Below are 19,824 nucleotides of genomic sequence, written 5' to 3'. Positions count from 1 at the left end.
TAAAGACTGTTGCAATTTAAAATGACCCGCGTATAATGACAAGTTGTCACATGACAGATTGTCATGAACCGCGAGTGTACTCACGGCGTTGATTGTTTTTACAAAATCAACGCTTTTATTGTGAGCATAATGTCAGAAAGGAGTCGCTTATGCCAAAACCGACATTTTTCCGACTGCCTGAAGAAAAACGGATGCGCTTAGTCAAAGCTGCTTATGCAGAATTCACCCGTGCGCCGTTTGCCGATGCCAGCATTTCAAACATCATTAAAGATGCAGGCATTCCTCGAGGCAGTTTCTATCAATATTTTGAAGATAAAAGTGATATTTTCTTCTACCTATTAGACCGGATGCGTGAAAATGCAGAAGGCTGGATGCAACGAACCATCACCGAACAAAAAGGTGATTTTTTTGCCACTGCGGCGATTTTATTTGATAAGGCGATCGATGCGTTAGTCGATGGGCCATATGCACCGTTTTACCGAAATGTCTTTATGTATATGGATTTTCACGCTGCGGCTAAGCTCAGCCCTGGCATGCATCACCCGAAAGGCAAAGGCCAACTGGTTGATTTGTTAGTCGAGCACATCGATCGCACCCAACTTGATCTACAATCTGATGAAGAAGTACGCATGCTGGTGCACCTCGTTTTAGGGTTGTTCATGCAAACCATGGGTTATTACTATAATCACTTAGCTGATGGCGAGGAAACTTCAGTTCTGGCCTTGAAGAAGCGCATGGCACAATTGCTTCAATGGCTAAAGTACGGCGCAGTTAAAAAGGAGGAAGCACATGATTAAACTTGCCAAAGGCCGCATGTCGGCAGTGGCAGTCCTCGGGGCAGTCTTATTCATGGTGGTGCAAGTCATCGCCAGTTTATACTTACCGAATTTAACCTCAGATATCGTCAACAATGGGGTGGCCAACGGGGATGTTAATTACATCTGGCAAACTGGGATCAAGATGATCTTGTTTTCTTTACTGAGTATCTTGGCTGCGGTTGGCAACGTATTCCTTGCTTCTCGCACCTCCCAAAAACTCGGTCAAAATGTTCGCCATGATGTGTACAAAAAAGTTTTAAACTACTCTCATGACGAAATGGACACCATTGGTACCAGTTCATTGATCACCCGGACCACTAACGATGTCACCCAGCTGCAAAATGCTTGGATGATGATCTTGCGGATGATGATCATGGCGCCGATCATGTTAGTGGGCGCGAGTTTCTTAGCCTATCAAAAAGACCATGCCTTGACGATGATTTTCTTAGTTGTCATTCCGATCATGTTGGTTTTCGTCGGTATTTTAATGAAGTTTGCGGTGCCATTGTTCCGCAAAATGCAGGAAAAAACTGATAAGATCAACTTGGTTTTCCGTGAAGGTTTGACTGGTGTGCGTGTCATCCGAGCTTTCCGTCAAGATAACTTTGAACAACAACGGTTTGATGTGGCCAACCAAGACTACACCCAAAACGCGGTCAAGGTTAACACCATCATGGCGTTGGCATTGCCAGTGATGACGTTGATCATGTCAGGAACTAACATCGCGATTATTTGGTGGGGCGGTCATTTGATCGGTCAACAAGCGTTGCAAACTGGGAACATGATCGCCTTTATGACTTACGCGATGCAGATTCTCATGAGTTTCATGATGTTAGCCATGATCTTAATGTTCATCCCGCGTGCGCAAGCTTCTGCAGTGCGGATCAACGAAGTCTTAGATCAATCCAGTCCCATCGACTCGCCAGCAGATCCTAAAGCATTAGGCGATACGCCAAGCTTACAATTTGACCAAGTGGACTTTCGCTACCACGGTGCTGAACAACCGGCATTATCTGGCATCGATGTCGATATGAAAGCTGGTCAAACTTTAGCAATCATCGGTGGTACCGGTTCTGGTAAAACCACAATGATCAACTTGATCCCGCGTTTTTATGACGTCGAAAAAGGCGCCGTGAAAGTGAATGGGACGCCAGTACAAGATCTCGACTTAAAGACGTTGCATCAAGCAGTTGCTTTCGTGCCGCAAAAAGCTGTTTTATTCTCTGGTTCTGTGCGCGACAACATGAAGTATGGGAATCCTGATGCCACTGATGATCAAATCTGGCATGCCTTGGAGATTGCCCAATCACGTGATTTCATCGAAGAAAATCCTGAAGGTTTGGATTATCACGTTGAACAAGGTGGGGGTAACTTCTCTGGTGGTCAACGTCAACGTTTAGCGATTGCGCGTGCCTTAGTCAAAGACGCCAGCATCTATGTGTTCGATGATTCATTCTCAGCATTGGACTTCAAGACTGATGCCAACTTACGCCAAGCGTTGCGTGAAGATGAACAAATCTCCAAACGTGTGGTAGTCATCGTTGGCCAGCGGGTTTCCACGGTTGCAGACGCTGACACCATCGTGGTTTTAGACGATGGTAAAATGGTTGGTCGTGGCACCCATGATGAACTCAAAGCCTCCAATACCACCTATCAAGAAATCATCAAATCACAAATTCGAGAGGGGGATGAAGCCTAATGGCAGAAAAATCACAATCCAGTCGACCAAATGGCGGCATGGGCCATGGTCCTGGTGGTCGTGCTGGCTTAGTTGAAAAGCCGAAAAACTTCTGGGGCACTGTGACGCGCTTATTCGGTTATATGAAAAGTCGCATTTGGGGCATCTTCATTGTCTTGATTTTTGCGATCGCCTCAACGGTGTTCCAAATTCAAACCCCAAAGATTTTAGGGAATGCCACGACGGAAATCTTTAAAGGTTACATGAAAGGTGTCGCGGAACAAAAAGCCGGCATCAAATTGACCGAATTTCCGATCAATTTCACTAAAATCGAACACATTGTCATCACCGTTATCTTGATGTACTTAGCTTCCGCGTTGTTCAGCTTCTTGCAACAATACATCATGACGCGAGTGGCCCAACGTACCGTTTATGATTTACGTAAAGAACTCAAAGACAAAATGAAGCGCGTCCCGATCAACTACTACGATACCCATTCCAATGGGGATATCATGTCGCGGGCGATCAACGATATGGACAACATCGCCTCAACTTTGCAACAGTCATTGACGCAAATGGTCACCAGCTTGTTCACTTTTGTTGGGACCTTGTGGATGATGCTGTCGATTTCATGGAAGTTGACGTTGATCGCGTTGATCACCATTCCATTATCTTTGGTGGTTGTCGGGATCATTGCCCCAAAGTCGCAACGCTTCTTCGCGGCGCAACAAAAGGCCTTAGGGTTATTGAACAACCAAGTTGAAGAAAACTTCGCGGGTCAAGTGGTGTTGAAGTCCTTTAACCGTGAAGAAATTGCGATGCAGGCTTTTGATGAAGAAAACGAAAAGTTCTTCTCTGCCGCTTGGAAAGCGCAATTTGTTTCTGGTGTCATCATGCCATTGATGAATTTCTTAAACAACGTCGGTTATGTTTTTGTCGCCATTGTCGGTGGTATCGGCGTGACGAATGGGACCGTCACTTTAGGGAATGTGCAAGCCTTCTTGCAATACACCCAGCAGTTCTCTCAACCAATTTCCCAATTAGCGAACTTGGCCAACACCATTCAAAACACTGTCGCTTCTGCAGAACGTGTTTTTGAAGTGCTTGATGAAAAAGACATGGAAGACAACCCTTCTGGCTTGCCAGCTGTTGAAAATGATCCTAACAAGTTAGTGATGGATCATGTGAAGTTTGGTTATGATGGTTCCGAATTGTTAATGACTGACTACAACTTGGAAGTTAAACCTGGTCAAATGATCGCCATCGTCGGTCCAACTGGCGCTGGTAAAACCACGGTCATTAACATGTTGGAGCGCTTCTATGACGTCAAAGGCGGTTCGATTCGCTTAGATGGTGTGGATACGCGGGATATGTCTCGAGAAGACTTACGGAGTCATTTTGCGATGGTCTTACAAGATACTTGGTTGTTCACTGGGACGATTTGGGATAATTTGAAGTATGGCAATGAAGACGCGACGGATGAACAAATTCTCGCAGCCTCTAAAGCAGCCCATGTGGATAACTTTGTGCGCCAATTGCCTAATGGCTACAACACCGTCTTAGATGAATCTGCATCAAATATCTCCCAAGGGCAACGGCAATTGTTGACCATTGCCCGGGCGTTTGTCGCCGATCCTGACATTTTGATCTTGGATGAAGCCACTAGTTCTGTGGATACGCGGACTGAAGTGCACATTCAACATGCGATGAGTCGCTTGTTGAAAGGGCGCACCAGCTTCGTTGTCGCCCATCGTTTGTCAACGATTCGTGATGCTGATAACATCATTGTGATGAATCACGGTTCCATTATCGAAACCGGGAACCATGACAACTTAATGGCAGCCAATGGCTTCTATGCTGATTTATATAATTCTCAATTCTCTGGGAATGTCGCGATTTAACGTTTGGCCCTCAAGTCGAAAGATTTGAGGGCTTTTTCTTCCAAAAAAATCCATCGTCAGGCGGATGACTGACGGTGGATTTGGCGTATGCTACAAGTAAAAGGAGTGGTTGACGTGAATAATAACTGGTTAAATCGGCAAATGCATGATCCCAGAGGTTTATTGCTCGGGATTTTGATCGTACTGGGGTGGTTGTTGATCCTGCGGCACTTTCCATTAGTTGGTTGGGGGATCTTCTTGGTGGTTGTCGCCATCATCGTGATCGCAGTTTTTCAGGCCATCAGAAAACAGCGTTGAATCAGCGGTGTTTGTGGCGCATAAACGTGGCGTAGTGTAAGATTCCTGCTAATAAGCAAAAGAAAATAATCACAAAACTAATATAGTTCCACCAAAATCCTGATAGTGGTAACAATAATTGTAAACTCATGGTGGCAAAGGCCATCACAGCAACCATGACAAATAATAATCCATAGCGTTTCATCGTTTCATCATCCTTTCGCACACGGCGGGGTAAAGTCGTTGCGAGTTTTTCTGCAGCATGTTGCTTGGCTTCAGGCACTGCGGTCATGCCCCAAGTATTTGGCAAGACCAATTCACCGGCTTTGCGCAAACCGGCGGTACTCATGGCTTTGTCTAACATTTTGAAGCATGCGTCGGTTTGATGGGTGAAAGTATTGTCAAAGCCGCTAGCAAAACAACTTGAAATGGTTAAGTAAACTTTCCCGCGATACTTGCCTGGTAAGGAATCGCCTTTTGAGGTCATGCGAATGATGCGCGGGCGTAGACAATCTAATGCTTGCTTCAAAGGACCAGCCACGGTGCCATAGTAGGTTGGGCTAACTAGGATCCAGACATCGGCCTTTGCAAGTTCACGTTCCAATGCGTCTAAGGCGACATTAGGTTGATTTGGTCGATCAGGATGCAACACCAGCGGATTCAAATCGATAAATTCTGTGGTGCCATCAATGGCATTTAATAATTGTTGCGGCAACTGGGCGGTGAGCCCATGCGGATCCTGTCCGCCGAACAATGCGACTGTATGCATTTTCAACACCTCAAGTTGAAACTACCAAGTCGTCATCTGCTTGTCAACGCGCCAACACCGCGCTTAGATACCCTTCCAACAAATATTTTTATCCCGTGGTAAAATGAAACCCAGATTGGAAGTGGAAAAATGACGCCGACAAAGCGCATGTTGCAACAATTAGTCACTGATCAGGTGGTGCCAGGGTTATCTGCCGCCATCATGGATGAACAACAAGTTTGGACTGAAGTGATCGGGGAGGCTCAGTGGGTACCTCAAACGGCGCCGCTGCGGCCAGGGATGACTTATGATTTGGCTAGTTTGACCAAAGTGTTGGGGACGACGACTGTCTTTTTGCAGGCGTTAGCAGCAAGTCAGGTTAAGCTCGATCAGTCGATCCATGACTGGCTGCCGGAGTTTAAGCCAAACACCACCTTCCGCGAGGCGTTGACACATACCAGTGGCTTAGAAAGCTATATCCCCCACCGTGATGAGCTTTCAGCATCAGCGTTGCGACAAGCGTTGATCGACACTTTAAAGCCAACAGGACCGAAAACGGTGTTGTATCGGGATTTTAATTTATTGCTGGTTGGCTGGGCTTTGGAAAATGTATTTAAGGCGCCGATCCAAACCTTGATCCAACAGCGTGTGTTGAACCCTTTGCAACTCACTGGTGCTAGTTTTCATCCTGATCCCCGCAACACAGTGCCAACCACATATGCTAACGGTCATTTGTTGCAAGGTATCGTCCATGATCCAAAAGCCCGAATTTTAGGCGAGCATGCAGGCTCCGCAGGGTTATTTGCAACCTTACAAGATTTGATCACCTACACGCAATATGCCTTTGGTCAACGCACAACGACTGCTTTTCCAGCGGCGGCGTTTTCAACGTTGACGCAAGATTTTGCTGGTGGCCGAACGCTTGGCTGGGACTTGCGCTATGATGCCAGCGGCGGCATTTGGTTGTATCACACCGGCTATACTGGTGGCTTTTGGCTAATGCAACCGCAAACGCAACAGGCATTGATCGTGTTGTCTAATCGCGTTCACCCACAAGTCAACGCAGACTTTTTGGCGCGAAGAGACGAGATCGTCGCGCAATATCTCCAAGACGTGGTAAAATGAAAGCAGTAAAGAATATATGTTTTCCAGGAGGGTACAATGACTGAACCATTATTCCTAGCACCTGTATTTCATGAAAAAATTTGGGGTGGCCGCAAACTCGAAACTGAATTTGGCTATCAGATCCCTGATGGCAAAATCGGTGAATTGTGGGCAATCTCTGCACATCCCAATGGCCCATCAACCATCGAAAACGGTCCTTTAGCCGGCAAAACGCTGACTGAAGCTTGGGCTGATGATCAAGATTACTTTGGTCACCAAAAGTCTAAAGTGTTCCCATTGTTAACGAAGATCTTGGATGCGAACGCCTCATTATCTGTCCAAGTGCATCCAGATGATGCATATGCCGCAGCGCATGAAGCACCAGGTGAACTTGGGAAAACGGAATGTTGGTATGTGATCTCCGCAGAACCTGGTTCCTACTTAATTTATGGCCACCACGCCAAAACCCGCGAAGAACTTGCTGACATGATCCATTCAGGTGATTGGGACCACTTATTGCGGAAGGTCCCAGTTAAAACTGGAGATTTCGTTTATGTGCCAAGTGGCACGATTCACGCCTTGAATAAAGGCATCATGGTGTTAGAGACCCAACAATCTTCTGATACCACTTATCGTTTATACGATTATGATCGCACTGATGCCCAAGGCAACAAACGTGAATTGCATTTACAACAATCGATCGATACCACCACGGTACCATCTGTTGATCCAAAGCTTGATATTCAAACGGAACAAAAAGATGATGCCACGATCACCACGTATGTCCAAGCGCCAATTTCACCATTCTTCTCCGTTGAACGTATTGAACTTAACGGCAAGCTGCACCAAACACCAAAAGCCCCTTACACCTTGGTGTCGGTTTTAAAAGGTAATGGTGAATTTACTGCTGATGGCAAGTCTTTCCCAATTAAGAAAGGCACCCATTTCTTGATCCCGAACCAAATCAAAGCTTGGGAATTCTCTGGTGACATGGAGATCATCACTTCTGAACCAGGCGAAGAAGCTTAATGTTCTAGAAGCGTCGTGCAAACGGCGCTTTTTATACATCCCTATCTTGACAACTAACCGCGAATTTGGAATACTGTGACAAAAAGGAGTCAGCCATGACAGTGAGTTATCCTGATGCAGCGTTTGTGATTGGCTTTTACTTGTTCATTGCTGCGTTTGTCGTAGAGTTAGGAATCGTAGCGTATCGATACTTTAAGCACCACTAAAAAACTCGCCAACAAATGGCGAGTTTTTTAGTCGCGAGAAACGCGTTGATTAACTTTTTCTGCGGCTGATAAATCACTGGTGGTCCAAGAGTGGATCCCCCATTGATAAAAGCCGAAGCTGACGACGGTGATCACTAAGAAATCCCAAGGATAGTGGATCCAGTTGACGCCGTTGAATTGATGGGCACCGGCATAAGACATCACCGAGATAAAAATCAAATACCCAAACATCCAAAGTGCAGGTTTAATGGCAGCACGCAATTCTTTGAACCCCATTTTCCATTCATAATAAAAATAAAATGGTAAGCCGACTAAAATGATCAAGATCACTTGCACTGTCGTCGGCCACATTGCCCAATACACCGCTAAGCTAGTTAACACAAAGGCAATCGGGGCGATGATCGGCAAACGCTTCAAGTGCACTGGCCGGTATAAATGAGCTCCTAGCTTGCGTAAGGAAACGGCAGTCACCGGACCAGTGAGATAAGCAATCAACGTGGCAGTTGATAACACTGTCGCTAGCACTGCCCATGACCGGAAAGTTGATACCATGACGATCGAAAGCACGGTATCTGCCAGCATTGCCATCCGCGGAATGCGATATTTGGGATTGAGCTTCCCTAAGAAGTGTGGCAGATGATGATTGGACTCTAACGCAAACAATGCGCGTGCCGCCGTGGCAGCAAAGGAAACCCCAGTACCAAATGGTGAAACAAAAGCATCCATGTAAAGGAGCACGCTTAACCAATTCAACCCTAACAACATGGCCAAATCAGCAAATGGTGACGTGAAGTTCAAACCGTTCCAACCAGATGTTTGTAAAATATGCGTCGGCACAGCGGTGATAAAGGTCGATTGCAACAACACGTATAAGATGCCTGAGATCAATAAAGAAATGGTGATGCCGCGGAGGATATTTTTTTCTGGATGTTCGATTTCAGCGCCCATGTTGATGATCGTTTGAAAAGCGTCAAATGAGAAAATGATCCCAGCGGCACTGGTCGCACTAAAAATCGCGCTAGTGCCATATGGAAAGAACTCATGCCAAGAAGTCCCGTAATTTTGAGGATGAAAGCCTGACAAAGTCAACAAGATGATCGTCAACAGTGGCATCCCAATTTTAAAAATCGAAATCAAACTGGTGAAATGGGTCAGGACTTTGACTGACCAATAATTTAACAAGGTGAAGATGATGATAAAACCAAACACGACCAATAATCCGACATTGGTGACTACGCCATGATTCATTAAATGATGCGTCCATTTTGCCCATGCCCAAGGCCATGTGGACATGTACTGAACCGCGGCGACGGCTTCAATGGGGATCAAGGTGATCAATGACACCCAATTGGCCCAGGCTGCAATGAATCCTAACAGGGAACCGTGAGAATATTGCGCATATTTGCTCATCCCGCCAGCTTCTGGGAACATGGCACCGATTTCGATGTAAGTGTAAGCGATGATGCCGATGACTAAGCCACCAACTAACCAAGAGATGATGGCAGCAGGCCCTGCGATTTTGGTGGCTTCCCAAGCGCCAAACAGCCAGCCAGATCCAATCAATGAGCCTAAGGCCAACATCACCGATTGAAACAGGGAGATTTTTTTAATATGCATGTTTTGCTCCAGTGTTTTCAAAGATGTTTTCAGTGTACGCGTTTTGTGAACTTCTGTCACGTTTTGACGTTCTCCGATATCGCACAGACAGGTGACAGCTTTGCTGAGGGAGCACAGCAATCGTTTAATTATTTGAAACCAAGGGATCGTTTAAACTTCGGTACAATTTGTTGCATCCTCAATAACACACAATTGCCGTTACTACACTTAAACTAATGATAACTTAGTAAATTTCCTTTTAAAAATAATACAGATATGAATTTGCTTTAATACAACGACTGAAAGCGCTATACTAAAGCTAAGGAGGAATCAACCATGAAAACAGCAAACATTCTTTTGATCGGCGACGGAGCGATCGGCTCTAGTTACGCTTTTAATTTACTGACTGCAGGGATCGGCGGAAGTTTAGGGATAATCGACGTGAATGCCGCTCGGGTACAAGGGGATGTCGAAGATCTGGTCGACGCCTTACCTTACACTGGGCAAAAAAATATTTATGCTGCCACGTATGCTGATGCCCAATATGCAGATCTGATCGTGATCACAGCAGGGGTGGCACAAAAGCCTGGTGAAACCCGGCTACAACTGCTCCAAAAAAATGCCAGCATCATTAAATCGATCACCACCCAAATCATGGCCAATCATTTTGACGGCATCATTTTAGTGGCTTCAAACCCTGTAGATGTACTGACTGAGTTGGTGCTGCAGCTCACTGGGTTGCCGAAGAATCATGTGTTAGGCTCTGGGACTGCTTTGGATTCTGCGCGGTTGCGTTCAGAAATCAGTCGCCGTTATAACGTTGATGCGCGCTCAGTGCATGGGTATATCATGGGTGAACATGGTGATTCCGAATTTCCAGTGTGGGATTACACGACCATCGGTGGGCAGCCAATCAAACAATTTGTTACTGGTCAACGCGCTGCTAAAGATCGTGAAGCCATCGGTGAACGCGTTAAAACTGCGGCTTACTCGATCATTGAGAAAAAAGGCGCCACTTTTTATGGCATTGCCGCATCGTTGACGCGCCTCACTGCAGCGATCCTCAATGATGAACGAGCAGCCTTTGCGATGTCAGTGCACTTAGATGGGGAATATGGATTATCTGGCGTATCGATCGGCGTCCCGGTGATTTTAGGTGGCGATGGGTTAGCAAGAATTTTGCAACTTGATTTGAACCCTGATGATCAAAAGCGTTTAGCAGACTCAGCACAAGTGTTGAAAGAAAACTTAGCAGCCGTGCTATAAAGTCAAAAACAGCGGCTCGACAGTCAATGTCGAGCCGCCGTTTTCAATTTAGAAGCCTTGTTTGATGTAGCCACCGTCGGCAAGTTTCTTCCGCAGTTGTAACACTGCGGTATAAGTTGCCAGCAAGTAAACGTGATCTTCAGGCATTTGTTTGACTTGTTGGATCACGTCACCGAGGTCAGGCTTTTCGATTAAGTCCTCCACGCCAGCAACGGTCATCCGAAAGGCGATGTCTTTGTAACGCTCGCCACCGACTAAATAAGTGGTGGCTTGACCTGAGGCGACGAGTTCTTCAAAGTTCCCATCCCAGATCCAGCTAGTGTCAGTGCCATCAGCGTAATTGGCGTTGAGTAACACGCCTAAGCCGAAGTGATCAGGTTGCCGTTGGATCATGGCCAGGACTTCGTTTAAACCGACTGGATTTTTCACCAAGATCAAGGTGACTTTTTTGCCGTCGACATTGATTTCTTCTTGGCGACCAAAGACTTTTTCATCATAGGCGAAGGCTTTGGCGACGGCATTTGCCGGAACCTCAAATTCGGCACCAACAGAGTACGCAGCCAAGGCGTTGTAAACGTTGTACATGCCGCCGATCCCTAAGGTCAACGCCTGACCATCAATGGCAAAAGCGGAACTGGTTGGCGTCAGATCTGAAATTGCAGTGACGGCATGGGCGAGTTCAGGGCGTTTAAAGCCGCAGTGTGGACAAAAGAAACTCCCTAAATTGGAATAGGTCATCCCGTGGTAGTGCAAGATGTGTTCACAGACAGGGCATAAGACACCATCAGTATTTGGTGGGGCGACTTGGTCGTCATTTTGATTTTCGCTTAAGGCAAAGCCGTAGTAGCGCCATGGATTAGGCAGTTCTCGTGACGAAAAAATCGGAGCGTCACCGTTGGCAATGATCGTGGCTGTGGGATGCAACCGAATGCCGGCGAGAATTTTTTCATAGGTGGTGTAGAACTCCCCATAACGATCCATTTGATCGCGGAAGATATTGGTCATGACGTAAGCTTTAGGGGTTAAGTATTGCGATACTGGCAACACGTTGGCTTCGTCGACTTCAAGCACGGCTAATCGACGTTTGCCAGTTTTCCCTTTGGCTAAAAAGGCAGTAATGATCCCTTGCATCATATTTGAACCGGTGGGATTGGTAAGGACTTCTTGATATTTTTGATCGAGGACTTTGGTGATCAAATTGGTGGTCAAGGTTTTCCCGTTGGTGCCAGTGACGATCACCACATCATAGTCGCGGCCTAATGCTTGCAAAACATCAGGATCGATCCGCCGGGCGATTTTACCAGGAAGGGAGCTGCCGCCTTTCATAAATGTGTGTAAAAACCAGTAGCTGAACCGCCCAGCGATGATCGCGACGCGGCTTTTGAAAGTGATTGAATGGGCCAATGTGCTCTTCCTCTCAGGTTAGTTGCATTTATTTTACCACAGCTGCCAAGCGATTGGCGGGTTTCACTAGGTTAATCGCTTCGCTGTGAATTGCGCTGTTACTTCGAGTGAAAATTCGTTATAATAGTTGAGGTATATTTTCAATCAAGGAGGCATCCACTTGGCGCAGCTATTTTTCCGCTACGGGGCGATGAATTCAGGCAAGTCTATTGAGATCTTGAAAGTCGCACATAATTATGAAGAACAAAACAAATCCGTGGTGATCTTAACTTCCGCGTTGGACAATCGCTCAGGCGTGGGGATGATCGCCAGTCGCATTCATGGCTTGCAACGAGAAGCGACGCCGATTGCCGCAGACACCAATGTTTTTGATCTGGTGCAACAGTTGGATGCCAATGCATATTGTGTGTTGATCGATGAAGCACAGTTTTTGCAAAAACATCATGTCTTTGAATGTGCGCGGATCGTCGACGAACTCAAGATCCCAGTGATGGCTTTTGGGTTGAAGAATGATTTTAAAAATGAATTGTTCGAAGGCTCAAAATATTTGCTGTTATACGCAGATAAAATTGAAGAAATGAAAACCATTTGCTGGTTCTGCGCCAAAAAGGCGATCATGAACTTGCGGGTGCATGATGACCAACCAGTGTATGCTGGTGAACAGATCCAAATCGGTGGCAATGAGTCTTATTACCCAGTATGCCGCCATCATTATTATTTTCCGCCTGAAAACTTGGCGGAATATCGACTGAGCAAGTCCTAGCGATGTTGCCCAACGTCGATTGTTAAGCCATTCACGGAGGAATTATGGATAAGATTTTAGCCCAACTTGACGGTTTGTTAGACCGTTATGATGAATTACAAGAACTGATGAGCGATCCAGAAGTGATTCAAGACACTGATCGCTACTTAAAATTGTCTAAAGAAGAAGGTAGCATGCGCGAAGTCGTGGCTGCTTATCAAAACTACAAGAAAACCAAAGCTGATCTCGATGAAGCAGAATCAGTTTTGCGCGAATCTAAAGATGAAGATCTGGAAGAACTCGCCAAAGAAGAATTAGCAGAATTACGTCCTGAACTCGAACAACTTGAAGACCAAATCAAAGTCTTAATGTTGCCAAAAGACCCTAACGATGACAAAAACATCATTATGGAAATTCGCGGTGCTGCTGGTGGCGATGAAGCGAGCTTGTTTGCCGCTGACTTGTTGTCCATGTACATGAAATACGCCGAACGCCAAGGCTGGAAGCTTGAGATCATCGACGAAAACCCTACTGAAGTCGGCGGGTACAAAGAAGTTGCCGTGATGATCACTGGCGATTCTGTTTATTCAAAACTTAAATATGAATCCGGTGCCCACCGGGTCCAACGGGTCCCAGTAACTGAATCTGCTGGTCGCGTCCATACCAGTACCGCCACTGTCGGCGTGATGCCTGAATATGATGAAGTCGACTTAAAACTCGACCCTAAAGATATTCGCACCGATGTCTACCGTTCCAGTGGTGCCGGTGGTCAGCATATCAACAAAACCAGTTCTGCGGTGCGGATGACCCATATTCCAACGAACATCGTGGTCACCATGCAAGACCAACGTTCCCAACAACAAAACCGCGTAAAGGCGATGCAGATCTTAACGGCGCGGGTATATGACTATTATGAAAGTCAAAACGAATCCGAATATGCTGAAAAGCGGAAAACTGCTGTTGGGACTGGGGATCGTTCCGAACGGATCCGGACCTACAACTATCCACAAAACCGCGTGACCGACCATCGTATCGGGTTGAGCTTGAACAAACTCGATCGCATCATGAACGGCGACTTAGGTGAAATTATCGATGCCTTAGTCGTAGCCGATCAAGCCAAGAAGTTGGAGTCCATCGGTGAATAAGACTTATCATGAGGCGCTCCTTGGGGCGTCTTCTTTGCTTGAAAAAGCAGGTATTGATCCTGATAGTGCGCGTTATGTCTTAGAATATCTCGGTGATTTCACCCCGACGCAACTGCAAATTCATGGCCGCGACGCCATGCCAGACGCGGTGGCACAAGCGTTTGAAGCGGCGATCCCGCGATTGTTGCAACATGAACCCGCGCAATATATTATCGGGTTGGCACCATTTTACGGGAATGATTTCAAGGTGACGCCTGCGGTATTGATCCCTCGATTTGAAACTGAGGAATTGGTGGCGTGGGTGGCAGAAACGGTAGGGGATGCCGTCACCTTACTGGATGTTGGGACTGGTAGTGGTGTGATCGGCATTACCTTAAAACAACAATGTCCGCAATTGAAGGTGACAATGGTCGATGTGTCAACTGACGCGCTTGCCATTGCCCGACAAAACGCTGAACGCTTGGCCGTTGATGTCACCTTGAAGCAAAGTGATTTATTCAGCGCAGTCGCCGACCAACAGTTTGACCGCATCGTTTCAAATCTGCCTTATATTTCTCACCAAGAAGAAGCGGTCATGGATGAAAGTACCAAAGCTTATGAACCACATTTGGCTTTATTTGCAGAACACGATGGTTTGGCGTTGTTTGAACGCTTTTGTGCACAATTGCCAAAACATGTTCACCCTGGTTCACAAGTTTATTTAGAATTTGGTTATCACCAACAGCCAGCATTAGCGACACTTTTTGCTGAGACCTTACCGCAAGCCCAAGTTGAATTTCGTCAAGATCTTGCAGGTCATCCTCGTATGGTGAAATTGACCTTTTAATATAGAAGGGAAGCAATTGAATTGGAAACCAAACGCTTTAATAAAACGACGATCCCAGAAGCTGCCGCGGCATTGCGTCGTGGTGAATTAGTCGCTTTTCCCACAGAAACTGTTTATGGGCTAGGGGCTGATGCCACCAATGCCGAAGCGGCTAAATCGGTATACACCACCAAAGGCCGCCCAAGTGATAATCCTTTGATCGTCACGGTGTCGAGTCGTGAAATGGTGGCACAGTTTGCCGATATCACCCCACAAGCGGGGAAGTTGATGGATGCTTTTTGGCCTGGACCATTAACCATTATCTTAACCATTCATCCAGGGTCATTGTCCAAAACCGTGACGGGTGGTCTAGACACTGCGGCGTTTCGAATGCCTGAAAACCAACTGACACGCGAATTGATCGCCGAAGCTGGGGTGCCGATCGTTGGTCCTTCTGCCAATAAGTCTGGCAAACCTTCACCAACTACTGCCGATCATGTATTGCATGATTTTGACGGGGAAATTGCTGGCGTCTTAGATGATGGTCCCACTGAAGTCGGGGTGGAGTCGACGATCGTTGATTTAACGGTGGATCCAGTGGCGATCTTGCGTCCTGGTGCGATCGGTCCCAAAGAATTATATCCAGTGATCGGCACCGTTGATTCCGAAATGCATCATGTCGGCGCCAACGAAACGCCTAAAGCGCCTGGCATGAAGTACAAACATTATGCCCCGACGGCACAAGTGGTGATTGTTGACGATCCCGAACAATTCCCTGAAGCGTTAAAATGGGTCGCCACCCAAAATCAACCTTTTGGTGTGCTCGCCACAGATGATATTTTGACGCAAGTGCCAGAGGCAACGCCACAATTTTCATTAGGGACTGACATTCAAAGCGCGACGCATGCGCTGTTTGCTGGCTTGCGGTGGTTTGACTTACATCCGACAGTGACCTTAGTGCTGGCGCAAGCCTTTCCGGCTGTTGGCCTCGGTGCCGCTTACATGAACCGCCTATTAAAATCTGCTGGGAACGAACACTTTAAACCTGCAAAGTGAAAAACGTTCTGGTATACTGAAGCTACTTTCAGAAAGGGGTACAAGACATTGGACTTTAACGATTATGATCCACAAGTGTTTACTGCAATTCATGATGAGGAACAACGCCAACAGCACAACATTGAATTGATCGCTTCTGAAAACATTGTCAGCCCAGCGGTTCGCGCTGCTCAAGGCTCGGTGTTGACCAATAAATATTCTGAAGGCTACCCTGGCCACCGTTATTATGGCGGTAATCAGTATATCGATGTGATCGAACAGCTCGCCATCGACCGCGCTAAGGAACTGTTTGGCGCCGAATATGCGAACGTTCAACCGCATTCAGGCTCTGGCGCGAACATGGCGACTTACCGTGCTTTTCTTGAAGATGGTGACAAAGTCTTAGCCATGGATCTAACTGATGGGGGCCATTTGACTCACGGGGCTGCGGTCAGCTTCTCTGGTCAAACTTATCACTTCTATCATTACGGCTTAGATCCTGAAACTGGCCGTTTGGATTATGACAAGATCCAAGCCCTTGCTGAAGAAATTCATCCACGCATGATCGTGGCTGGGGCTTCTGCGTATAGCCGCAAAATCGATTTTGCCCGTTTTCGTGACATTGCCGATCGCGTTGGGGCCTTTTTGATGGTCGACATGGCGCATATTGCTGGCTTGGTAGCTGGTGGTGCGCACATGAACCCAGTCCCATATGCGGATGTTGTGACCACCACAACGCATAAAACCTTACGCGGTCCTCGTGGCGGGATGATCTTAGCCAAAGCGCAATATGGCAAAGCCATCAACTCTGCAGTGTTCCCAGGGATCCAAGGTGGGCCATTAGATCATGTGATCGCAGCTAAGGCAGTGGCTTTAGGCGAAGCATTGAAGCCTGAATTTAAGACTTACGCTGCCCAAATCGTCAAAAACACCCAAGCGATGTGTGAAGGCTTTGCCGAAGATGAACATTTGAAAATGATTTCTGGTGGTTCTGATAACCATATGGTCTTGTTAGACGTCACCGGTTACGGCGTCACTGGTCGGGATGTTCAAGATCTGTTGGATACTGTTGATATCACTACCAACAAAAACCAAGTGCCAGGCGAACAAAATGGCCCATTCAAAACTTCAGGTGTCCGCATCGGCTCAGCTGCCATCACCACGCGTGGTTTCAATGAAGCAGAATGCAAACAAGTAGCAAAATTGATCTCTGCTGCCATCGCTAATCGTGAAGATCCAGCAAAACTTGCAGAAATTAAGCAATCAGTCCTTGCGTTAACTGCCCTTCATCCTTTATCATAGATAAGGTTTTGCGCATCGGCGCATAAATTTGAAGGAGGACCTAACTAGCATGGGCAAATTTACGGTTTTGAACCACCCACTGATTCAACACAAGCTGACTTTGATTCGCGACAAGAACGCCGGGACCAAGGAGTTCCGTCAAGTCGCCAACGAAATTGCGGAATTGATGGTTTATGAAATCACCCGCGACTTACCGTTGGAAGACGTTGAAATCGAGACCCCAATGGGCAAGACGGTCCAAAAAGAACTCGCAGGTAAGAAATTAGCTGTCGTTCCGATTTTACGGGCTGGCCTTGGTATGGTCGACGGCGTTTTGGAATTGATCCCAGCTGCTAAAGTGGGGCATATCGGTATGTACCGCGACGAAGTGACCTTGAAGCCACATGAATACTTCGTTAAAATGCCAACGGACATCGATCAACGTGATTTGATCATTGTTGACCCAATGCTCGCTACTGGTGGTTCTGCCAACATGGCGATCGAAGCGTTGAAGAAGCGTGGTGCGACCTCCATGCGTTTGGTCGTGTTAGTGGCGGCTCCAGAAGGGGTTAAAGCTGTTCAAGAAGCCCATCCTGATGTTGACATTTACGCCGCATCATTAGATGATCACTTGAACAAAGACGGTTACATCGTTCCTGGTTTAGGCGATGCCGGTGACCGTTTGTTCGGTACCAAATAAAGTTTTGCAATAAGGTTGAGACCTTTCGTCTCAGCCTTATTTTTTTAATATCAATATTGTCAGCGTCAGTGGGTTCTCACCGTTGCAGTGATTTGAAATGGGGACTCCAGCTGGCTCGCCGCTGTATGGTGAGGGTCCTCGGCCGAGCCGAACTAGCCGAGCTGTCTCGCTCCACTCGCCACTCGCCGGATTTCGACCTGCGGCTTTCCGTAAGCGACAAGTCGCTAACGAGAATCTCACCATGTAGCGGCGGTCAGCTTCCGTTCCCATTTCAAATCACTTCCACGACGTAAACCGATGTCACCTGATGGCTACGAAACACTGAAACCGACGTTGATCTCATATCAAATTTGATCTGATGAACGACGTCTTAACGTCAGTGTATTGGATTTGTAAGCTAGTGATAGCAACGAAGAAAAGCTGTGGGTGGAGATGATTTGGCAAAACGGAGGTGAATGGGACAATTGCTTGTGGGAGTGAAATACGTGAAACGCCGGTTTTTGGCGGTTCGCGCAGATTTCACCGGCAGATTTTGAAACAAAGTGATTTTCTTTGGTTCAAAATGCGTCGAAGACCCGTAACATCGGCGGTTCTTGCCGATTTCTGCAGGCGGCCGCACGGCAACTTGTCCAATTCACCGCAGTGACGCCAAATCGTCGGAGCCCACAGCTTTTCGTACCAGATGCACGCGGCATAGCTAGCTGGAAGATTTCGCTTGTAAGTACAGTTGAAAACCGAAATTTGTAACAGATGTAAGCGAACTTTCATGTTTAAGCTCAAAATGGAATGTAAGCGCCACCTAAAGGCGATTGAAGGGACCGACGACGCCTGCAAACCCCAATAGGCATCAGTGACAGGCCGTCATATGGGCATTTGACGTTATTCAACCAATTGAATAGTACTATGACAAGCAATGAAAAAAGGATTGAAAAGCCAAGCGACAAGATGACAAAAATGTGACGAGAGTCTTTGTCTTTTCTACCATTTGGTGATAGAGTAATGGTTGTGTTTTGAAGGATAAGTATCCGGACATTCCGCGATTTTAGAAACGATAGTTAATGCCCGACTGTCAATGTTGGTTGACGAGCCCTACATAGAACTATTGCTTCGGTTAAGGAGGTGAATTCTGTGAACGAAAGTTATCCCTACGTTAAATTGTTTGGGCTAACGTTTAATTTGACGAACGACATTGGGATCTTAGTCACTGCGGTGCTGGCATTTTGTTTAGTCTTTTGGCTATCACGTAAGCCGCAGTTGCGTCCCTCTGGCAAGCAGAACGTCTTAGAATATCTCATTGATTTCACGAACGGCATTGTCAAACAGTCCATGCCTGGTCCTGAAGGCAATCGTTTTGGCTTGTTGGCGTTCGTGCTGTTTGTGTTTATCTTTCTGAATAACCAAATCGGCTTGTTCTTACAAGTCGATGTTGGGGGAAAGACCTGGTTCCGCTCACCAACAGCAGATCCGGTGATCACGATGAGCTTGGCCATGCTGGTGTTGTTATTGTCTCATTACTTTGCCGTTGCCATGAAAGGCTTTGGTGGGTATTTGAAAGGCTATATCGAACCAGTGTCGTTCTTGTTGCCGATCAACATCATTGAAGAGTTTACGAACTTCATGACGTTGGCCATGCGACTGTATGGGAACATTTTTGCCGGCGAAGTGCTGGTCTTGTTGATTCGTCAATTTGCGTTTTCAGGTACAGGCGGAATCACAAGTTTGATCGTTGGTTTCGTGTTGGAAATGGTTTGGCAAGGGTTCTCAGTATTCATTGGGTCGATCCAAGCATACGTTTTTGTCACCCTTGCGATGGTTTATGTCTCTCACAAGGTAGTTTCTGAATAATAGGAGGAAGAATAATATGCAATACATCGCCGCAGCTATCGCAGCCGGCCTCGCCGCGCTCGCCGCTTCTTATGGTAACGGTCAAGTTATCTCCAAGACTTTGGAAGGGATGGCTCGCCAGCCTGAAGCTTCCGGTGCTCTGCGTTCAACCATGTTTATCGGTGTTGGTTTGATCGAAGCCGTGCCGATCCTGTCTATCGTTGTTGCTTTCATGTTAATGATGAAGTAATTCACTCACGAGTGAA

At 46.7% G+C, this 19,824-nt stretch carries 18 protein-coding genes; 15 read left to right on the top strand and 3 right to left on the bottom strand.

Features of this window, described 5'->3' with window-relative positions; genetic code table 11:
- The first annotated feature begins 149 nt into the window (after nucleotides 1-149).
- The 4 genes from EKM92_RS04000 (at nucleotide 150) to EKM92_RS03985 (ending at nucleotide 4,694) form a co-directional block, all read left to right on the top strand.
- Nucleotides 150-797, top strand: a complete 648-nt coding sequence (locus EKM92_RS04000; RefSeq protein ID WP_125708121.1) for a TetR/AcrR family transcriptional regulator — start codon at nucleotides 150-152, stop codon at nucleotides 795-797.
- Nucleotides 790-2,517, top strand: coding sequence for an ABC transporter ATP-binding protein (locus EKM92_RS03995; RefSeq protein ID WP_125708119.1), 1,728 nt, complete (start codon nucleotides 790-792; stop codon nucleotides 2,515-2,517). Before EKM92_RS04000 ends, EKM92_RS03995 begins: the two co-directional genes overlap by 8 nt.
- Nucleotides 2,517-4,397: an ABC transporter ATP-binding protein gene (locus EKM92_RS03990; protein WP_125708117.1), complete on the top strand. Its 1,881-nt coding sequence runs from the start codon at nucleotides 2,517-2,519 to the stop codon at nucleotides 4,395-4,397. The genes EKM92_RS03995 and EKM92_RS03990 overlap by 1 nt, the downstream gene beginning before the upstream one ends.
- Before the next feature lie 114 nt (nucleotides 4,398-4,511).
- Complete coding sequence (locus tag EKM92_RS03985) at nucleotides 4,512-4,694, top strand: hypothetical protein (protein ID WP_125708115.1); 183 nt, start codon at nucleotides 4,512-4,514, stop codon at nucleotides 4,692-4,694.
- 1 nt (nucleotide 4,695) lies between these two features.
- On the opposite strand, the gene EKM92_RS03980 is transcribed toward EKM92_RS03985, so the two are convergent.
- Nucleotides 4,696-5,442 carry a flavodoxin family protein gene (locus tag EKM92_RS03980; RefSeq protein ID WP_125708113.1) on the bottom strand — a complete coding sequence of 249 codons (747 nt, stop codon included), beginning with the start codon at nucleotides 5,440-5,442 and terminating at the stop codon, nucleotides 4,696-4,698.
- A gap of 129 nt (nucleotides 5,443-5,571) precedes the next feature.
- Here EKM92_RS03980 and EKM92_RS03975 point away from each other — a divergent pair, with 129 nt between their 5' ends.
- Entirely contained in the window at nucleotides 5,572-6,546 is a 975-nt protein-coding gene (locus EKM92_RS03975) for a serine hydrolase domain-containing protein (RefSeq protein WP_125708111.1), read from the top strand.
- 36 nt (nucleotides 6,547-6,582) lie between these two features.
- Nucleotides 6,583-7,554 (top strand): mannose-6-phosphate isomerase, class I, encoded by a 972-nt coding sequence (manA, locus tag EKM92_RS03970; protein WP_125708109.1) that lies wholly within the window; start codon nucleotides 6,583-6,585, stop codon nucleotides 7,552-7,554.
- 233 nt (nucleotides 7,555-7,787) lie between these two features.
- Here manA and EKM92_RS03965 read toward each other — a convergent pair whose 3' ends face one another.
- Nucleotides 7,788-9,377: an APC family permease gene (locus EKM92_RS03965; RefSeq protein WP_125708107.1), complete on the bottom strand. Its 1,590-nt coding sequence runs from the start codon at nucleotides 9,375-9,377 to the stop codon at nucleotides 7,788-7,790.
- 315 nt (nucleotides 9,378-9,692) lie between these two features.
- Between EKM92_RS03965 and EKM92_RS03960 the strand changes: the two genes are divergently transcribed.
- Nucleotides 9,693-10,622, top strand: a complete 930-nt coding sequence (locus tag EKM92_RS03960; protein WP_125708105.1) for an L-lactate dehydrogenase — start codon at nucleotides 9,693-9,695, stop codon at nucleotides 10,620-10,622.
- A 48-nt stretch (nucleotides 10,623-10,670) separates the two neighbouring features.
- On the opposite strand, the gene EKM92_RS03955 is transcribed toward EKM92_RS03960, so the two are convergent.
- A complete protein-coding gene (locus EKM92_RS03955; RefSeq protein ID WP_125708520.1) occupies nucleotides 10,671-12,014 on the bottom strand; it encodes a Mur ligase family protein in 1,344 nt (447 codons plus the stop codon).
- Nucleotides 12,015-12,186: 172 nt separating this feature from the next.
- On the opposite strand from EKM92_RS03955, the gene EKM92_RS03950 reads away from it, so the two are divergent.
- From EKM92_RS03950 to atpE, 8 genes are all read left to right on the top strand, one after another.
- Nucleotides 12,187-12,789: a thymidine kinase gene (locus EKM92_RS03950; protein ID WP_056962276.1), complete on the top strand. Its 603-nt coding sequence runs from the start codon at nucleotides 12,187-12,189 to the stop codon at nucleotides 12,787-12,789.
- Between the two features lie 44 nt (nucleotides 12,790-12,833).
- Complete coding sequence (gene prfA, locus EKM92_RS03945) at nucleotides 12,834-13,913, top strand: peptide chain release factor 1 (RefSeq protein WP_125708103.1); 1,080 nt, start codon at nucleotides 12,834-12,836, stop codon at nucleotides 13,911-13,913.
- Nucleotides 13,906-14,739: a peptide chain release factor N(5)-glutamine methyltransferase gene (gene prmC / locus EKM92_RS03940; protein WP_125708100.1), complete on the top strand. Its 834-nt coding sequence runs from the start codon at nucleotides 13,906-13,908 to the stop codon at nucleotides 14,737-14,739. The genes prfA and prmC overlap by 8 nt, the downstream gene beginning before the upstream one ends.
- A gap of 21 nt (nucleotides 14,740-14,760) precedes the next feature.
- Nucleotides 14,761-15,774: an L-threonylcarbamoyladenylate synthase gene (locus EKM92_RS03935; RefSeq protein WP_125708098.1), complete on the top strand. Its 1,014-nt coding sequence runs from the start codon at nucleotides 14,761-14,763 to the stop codon at nucleotides 15,772-15,774.
- 48 nt (nucleotides 15,775-15,822) lie between these two features.
- Nucleotides 15,823-17,055: a serine hydroxymethyltransferase gene (gene glyA / locus EKM92_RS03930; RefSeq protein WP_125708096.1), complete on the top strand. Its 1,233-nt coding sequence runs from the start codon at nucleotides 15,823-15,825 to the stop codon at nucleotides 17,053-17,055.
- 49 nt (nucleotides 17,056-17,104) lie between these two features.
- Nucleotides 17,105-17,734 (top strand): uracil phosphoribosyltransferase, encoded by a 630-nt coding sequence (gene upp, locus EKM92_RS03925; RefSeq protein ID WP_054718041.1) that lies wholly within the window; start codon nucleotides 17,105-17,107, stop codon nucleotides 17,732-17,734.
- Nucleotides 17,735-18,862: 1,128 nt separating this feature from the next.
- Nucleotides 18,863-19,579 (top strand): F0F1 ATP synthase subunit A, encoded by a 717-nt coding sequence (atpB, locus tag EKM92_RS03920; RefSeq protein WP_125708094.1) that lies wholly within the window; start codon nucleotides 18,863-18,865, stop codon nucleotides 19,577-19,579.
- Between the two features lie 16 nt (nucleotides 19,580-19,595).
- Nucleotides 19,596-19,808 (top strand): F0F1 ATP synthase subunit C, encoded by a 213-nt coding sequence (gene atpE / locus EKM92_RS03915; RefSeq protein WP_125708092.1) that lies wholly within the window; start codon nucleotides 19,596-19,598, stop codon nucleotides 19,806-19,808.
- The last annotated feature ends 16 nt before the right edge of the window (nucleotides 19,809-19,824 follow it).

It is taken from the genome of Lacticaseibacillus porcinae, from assembly GCF_003946305.1.
GTDB classification, from domain to species: domain Bacteria; phylum Bacillota; class Bacilli; order Lactobacillales; family Lactobacillaceae; genus Lacticaseibacillus; species Lacticaseibacillus porcinae.
Note: the sequence above shows the minus strand (reverse complement) of the source record. Positions and strands in the feature narration are given on the sequence as shown.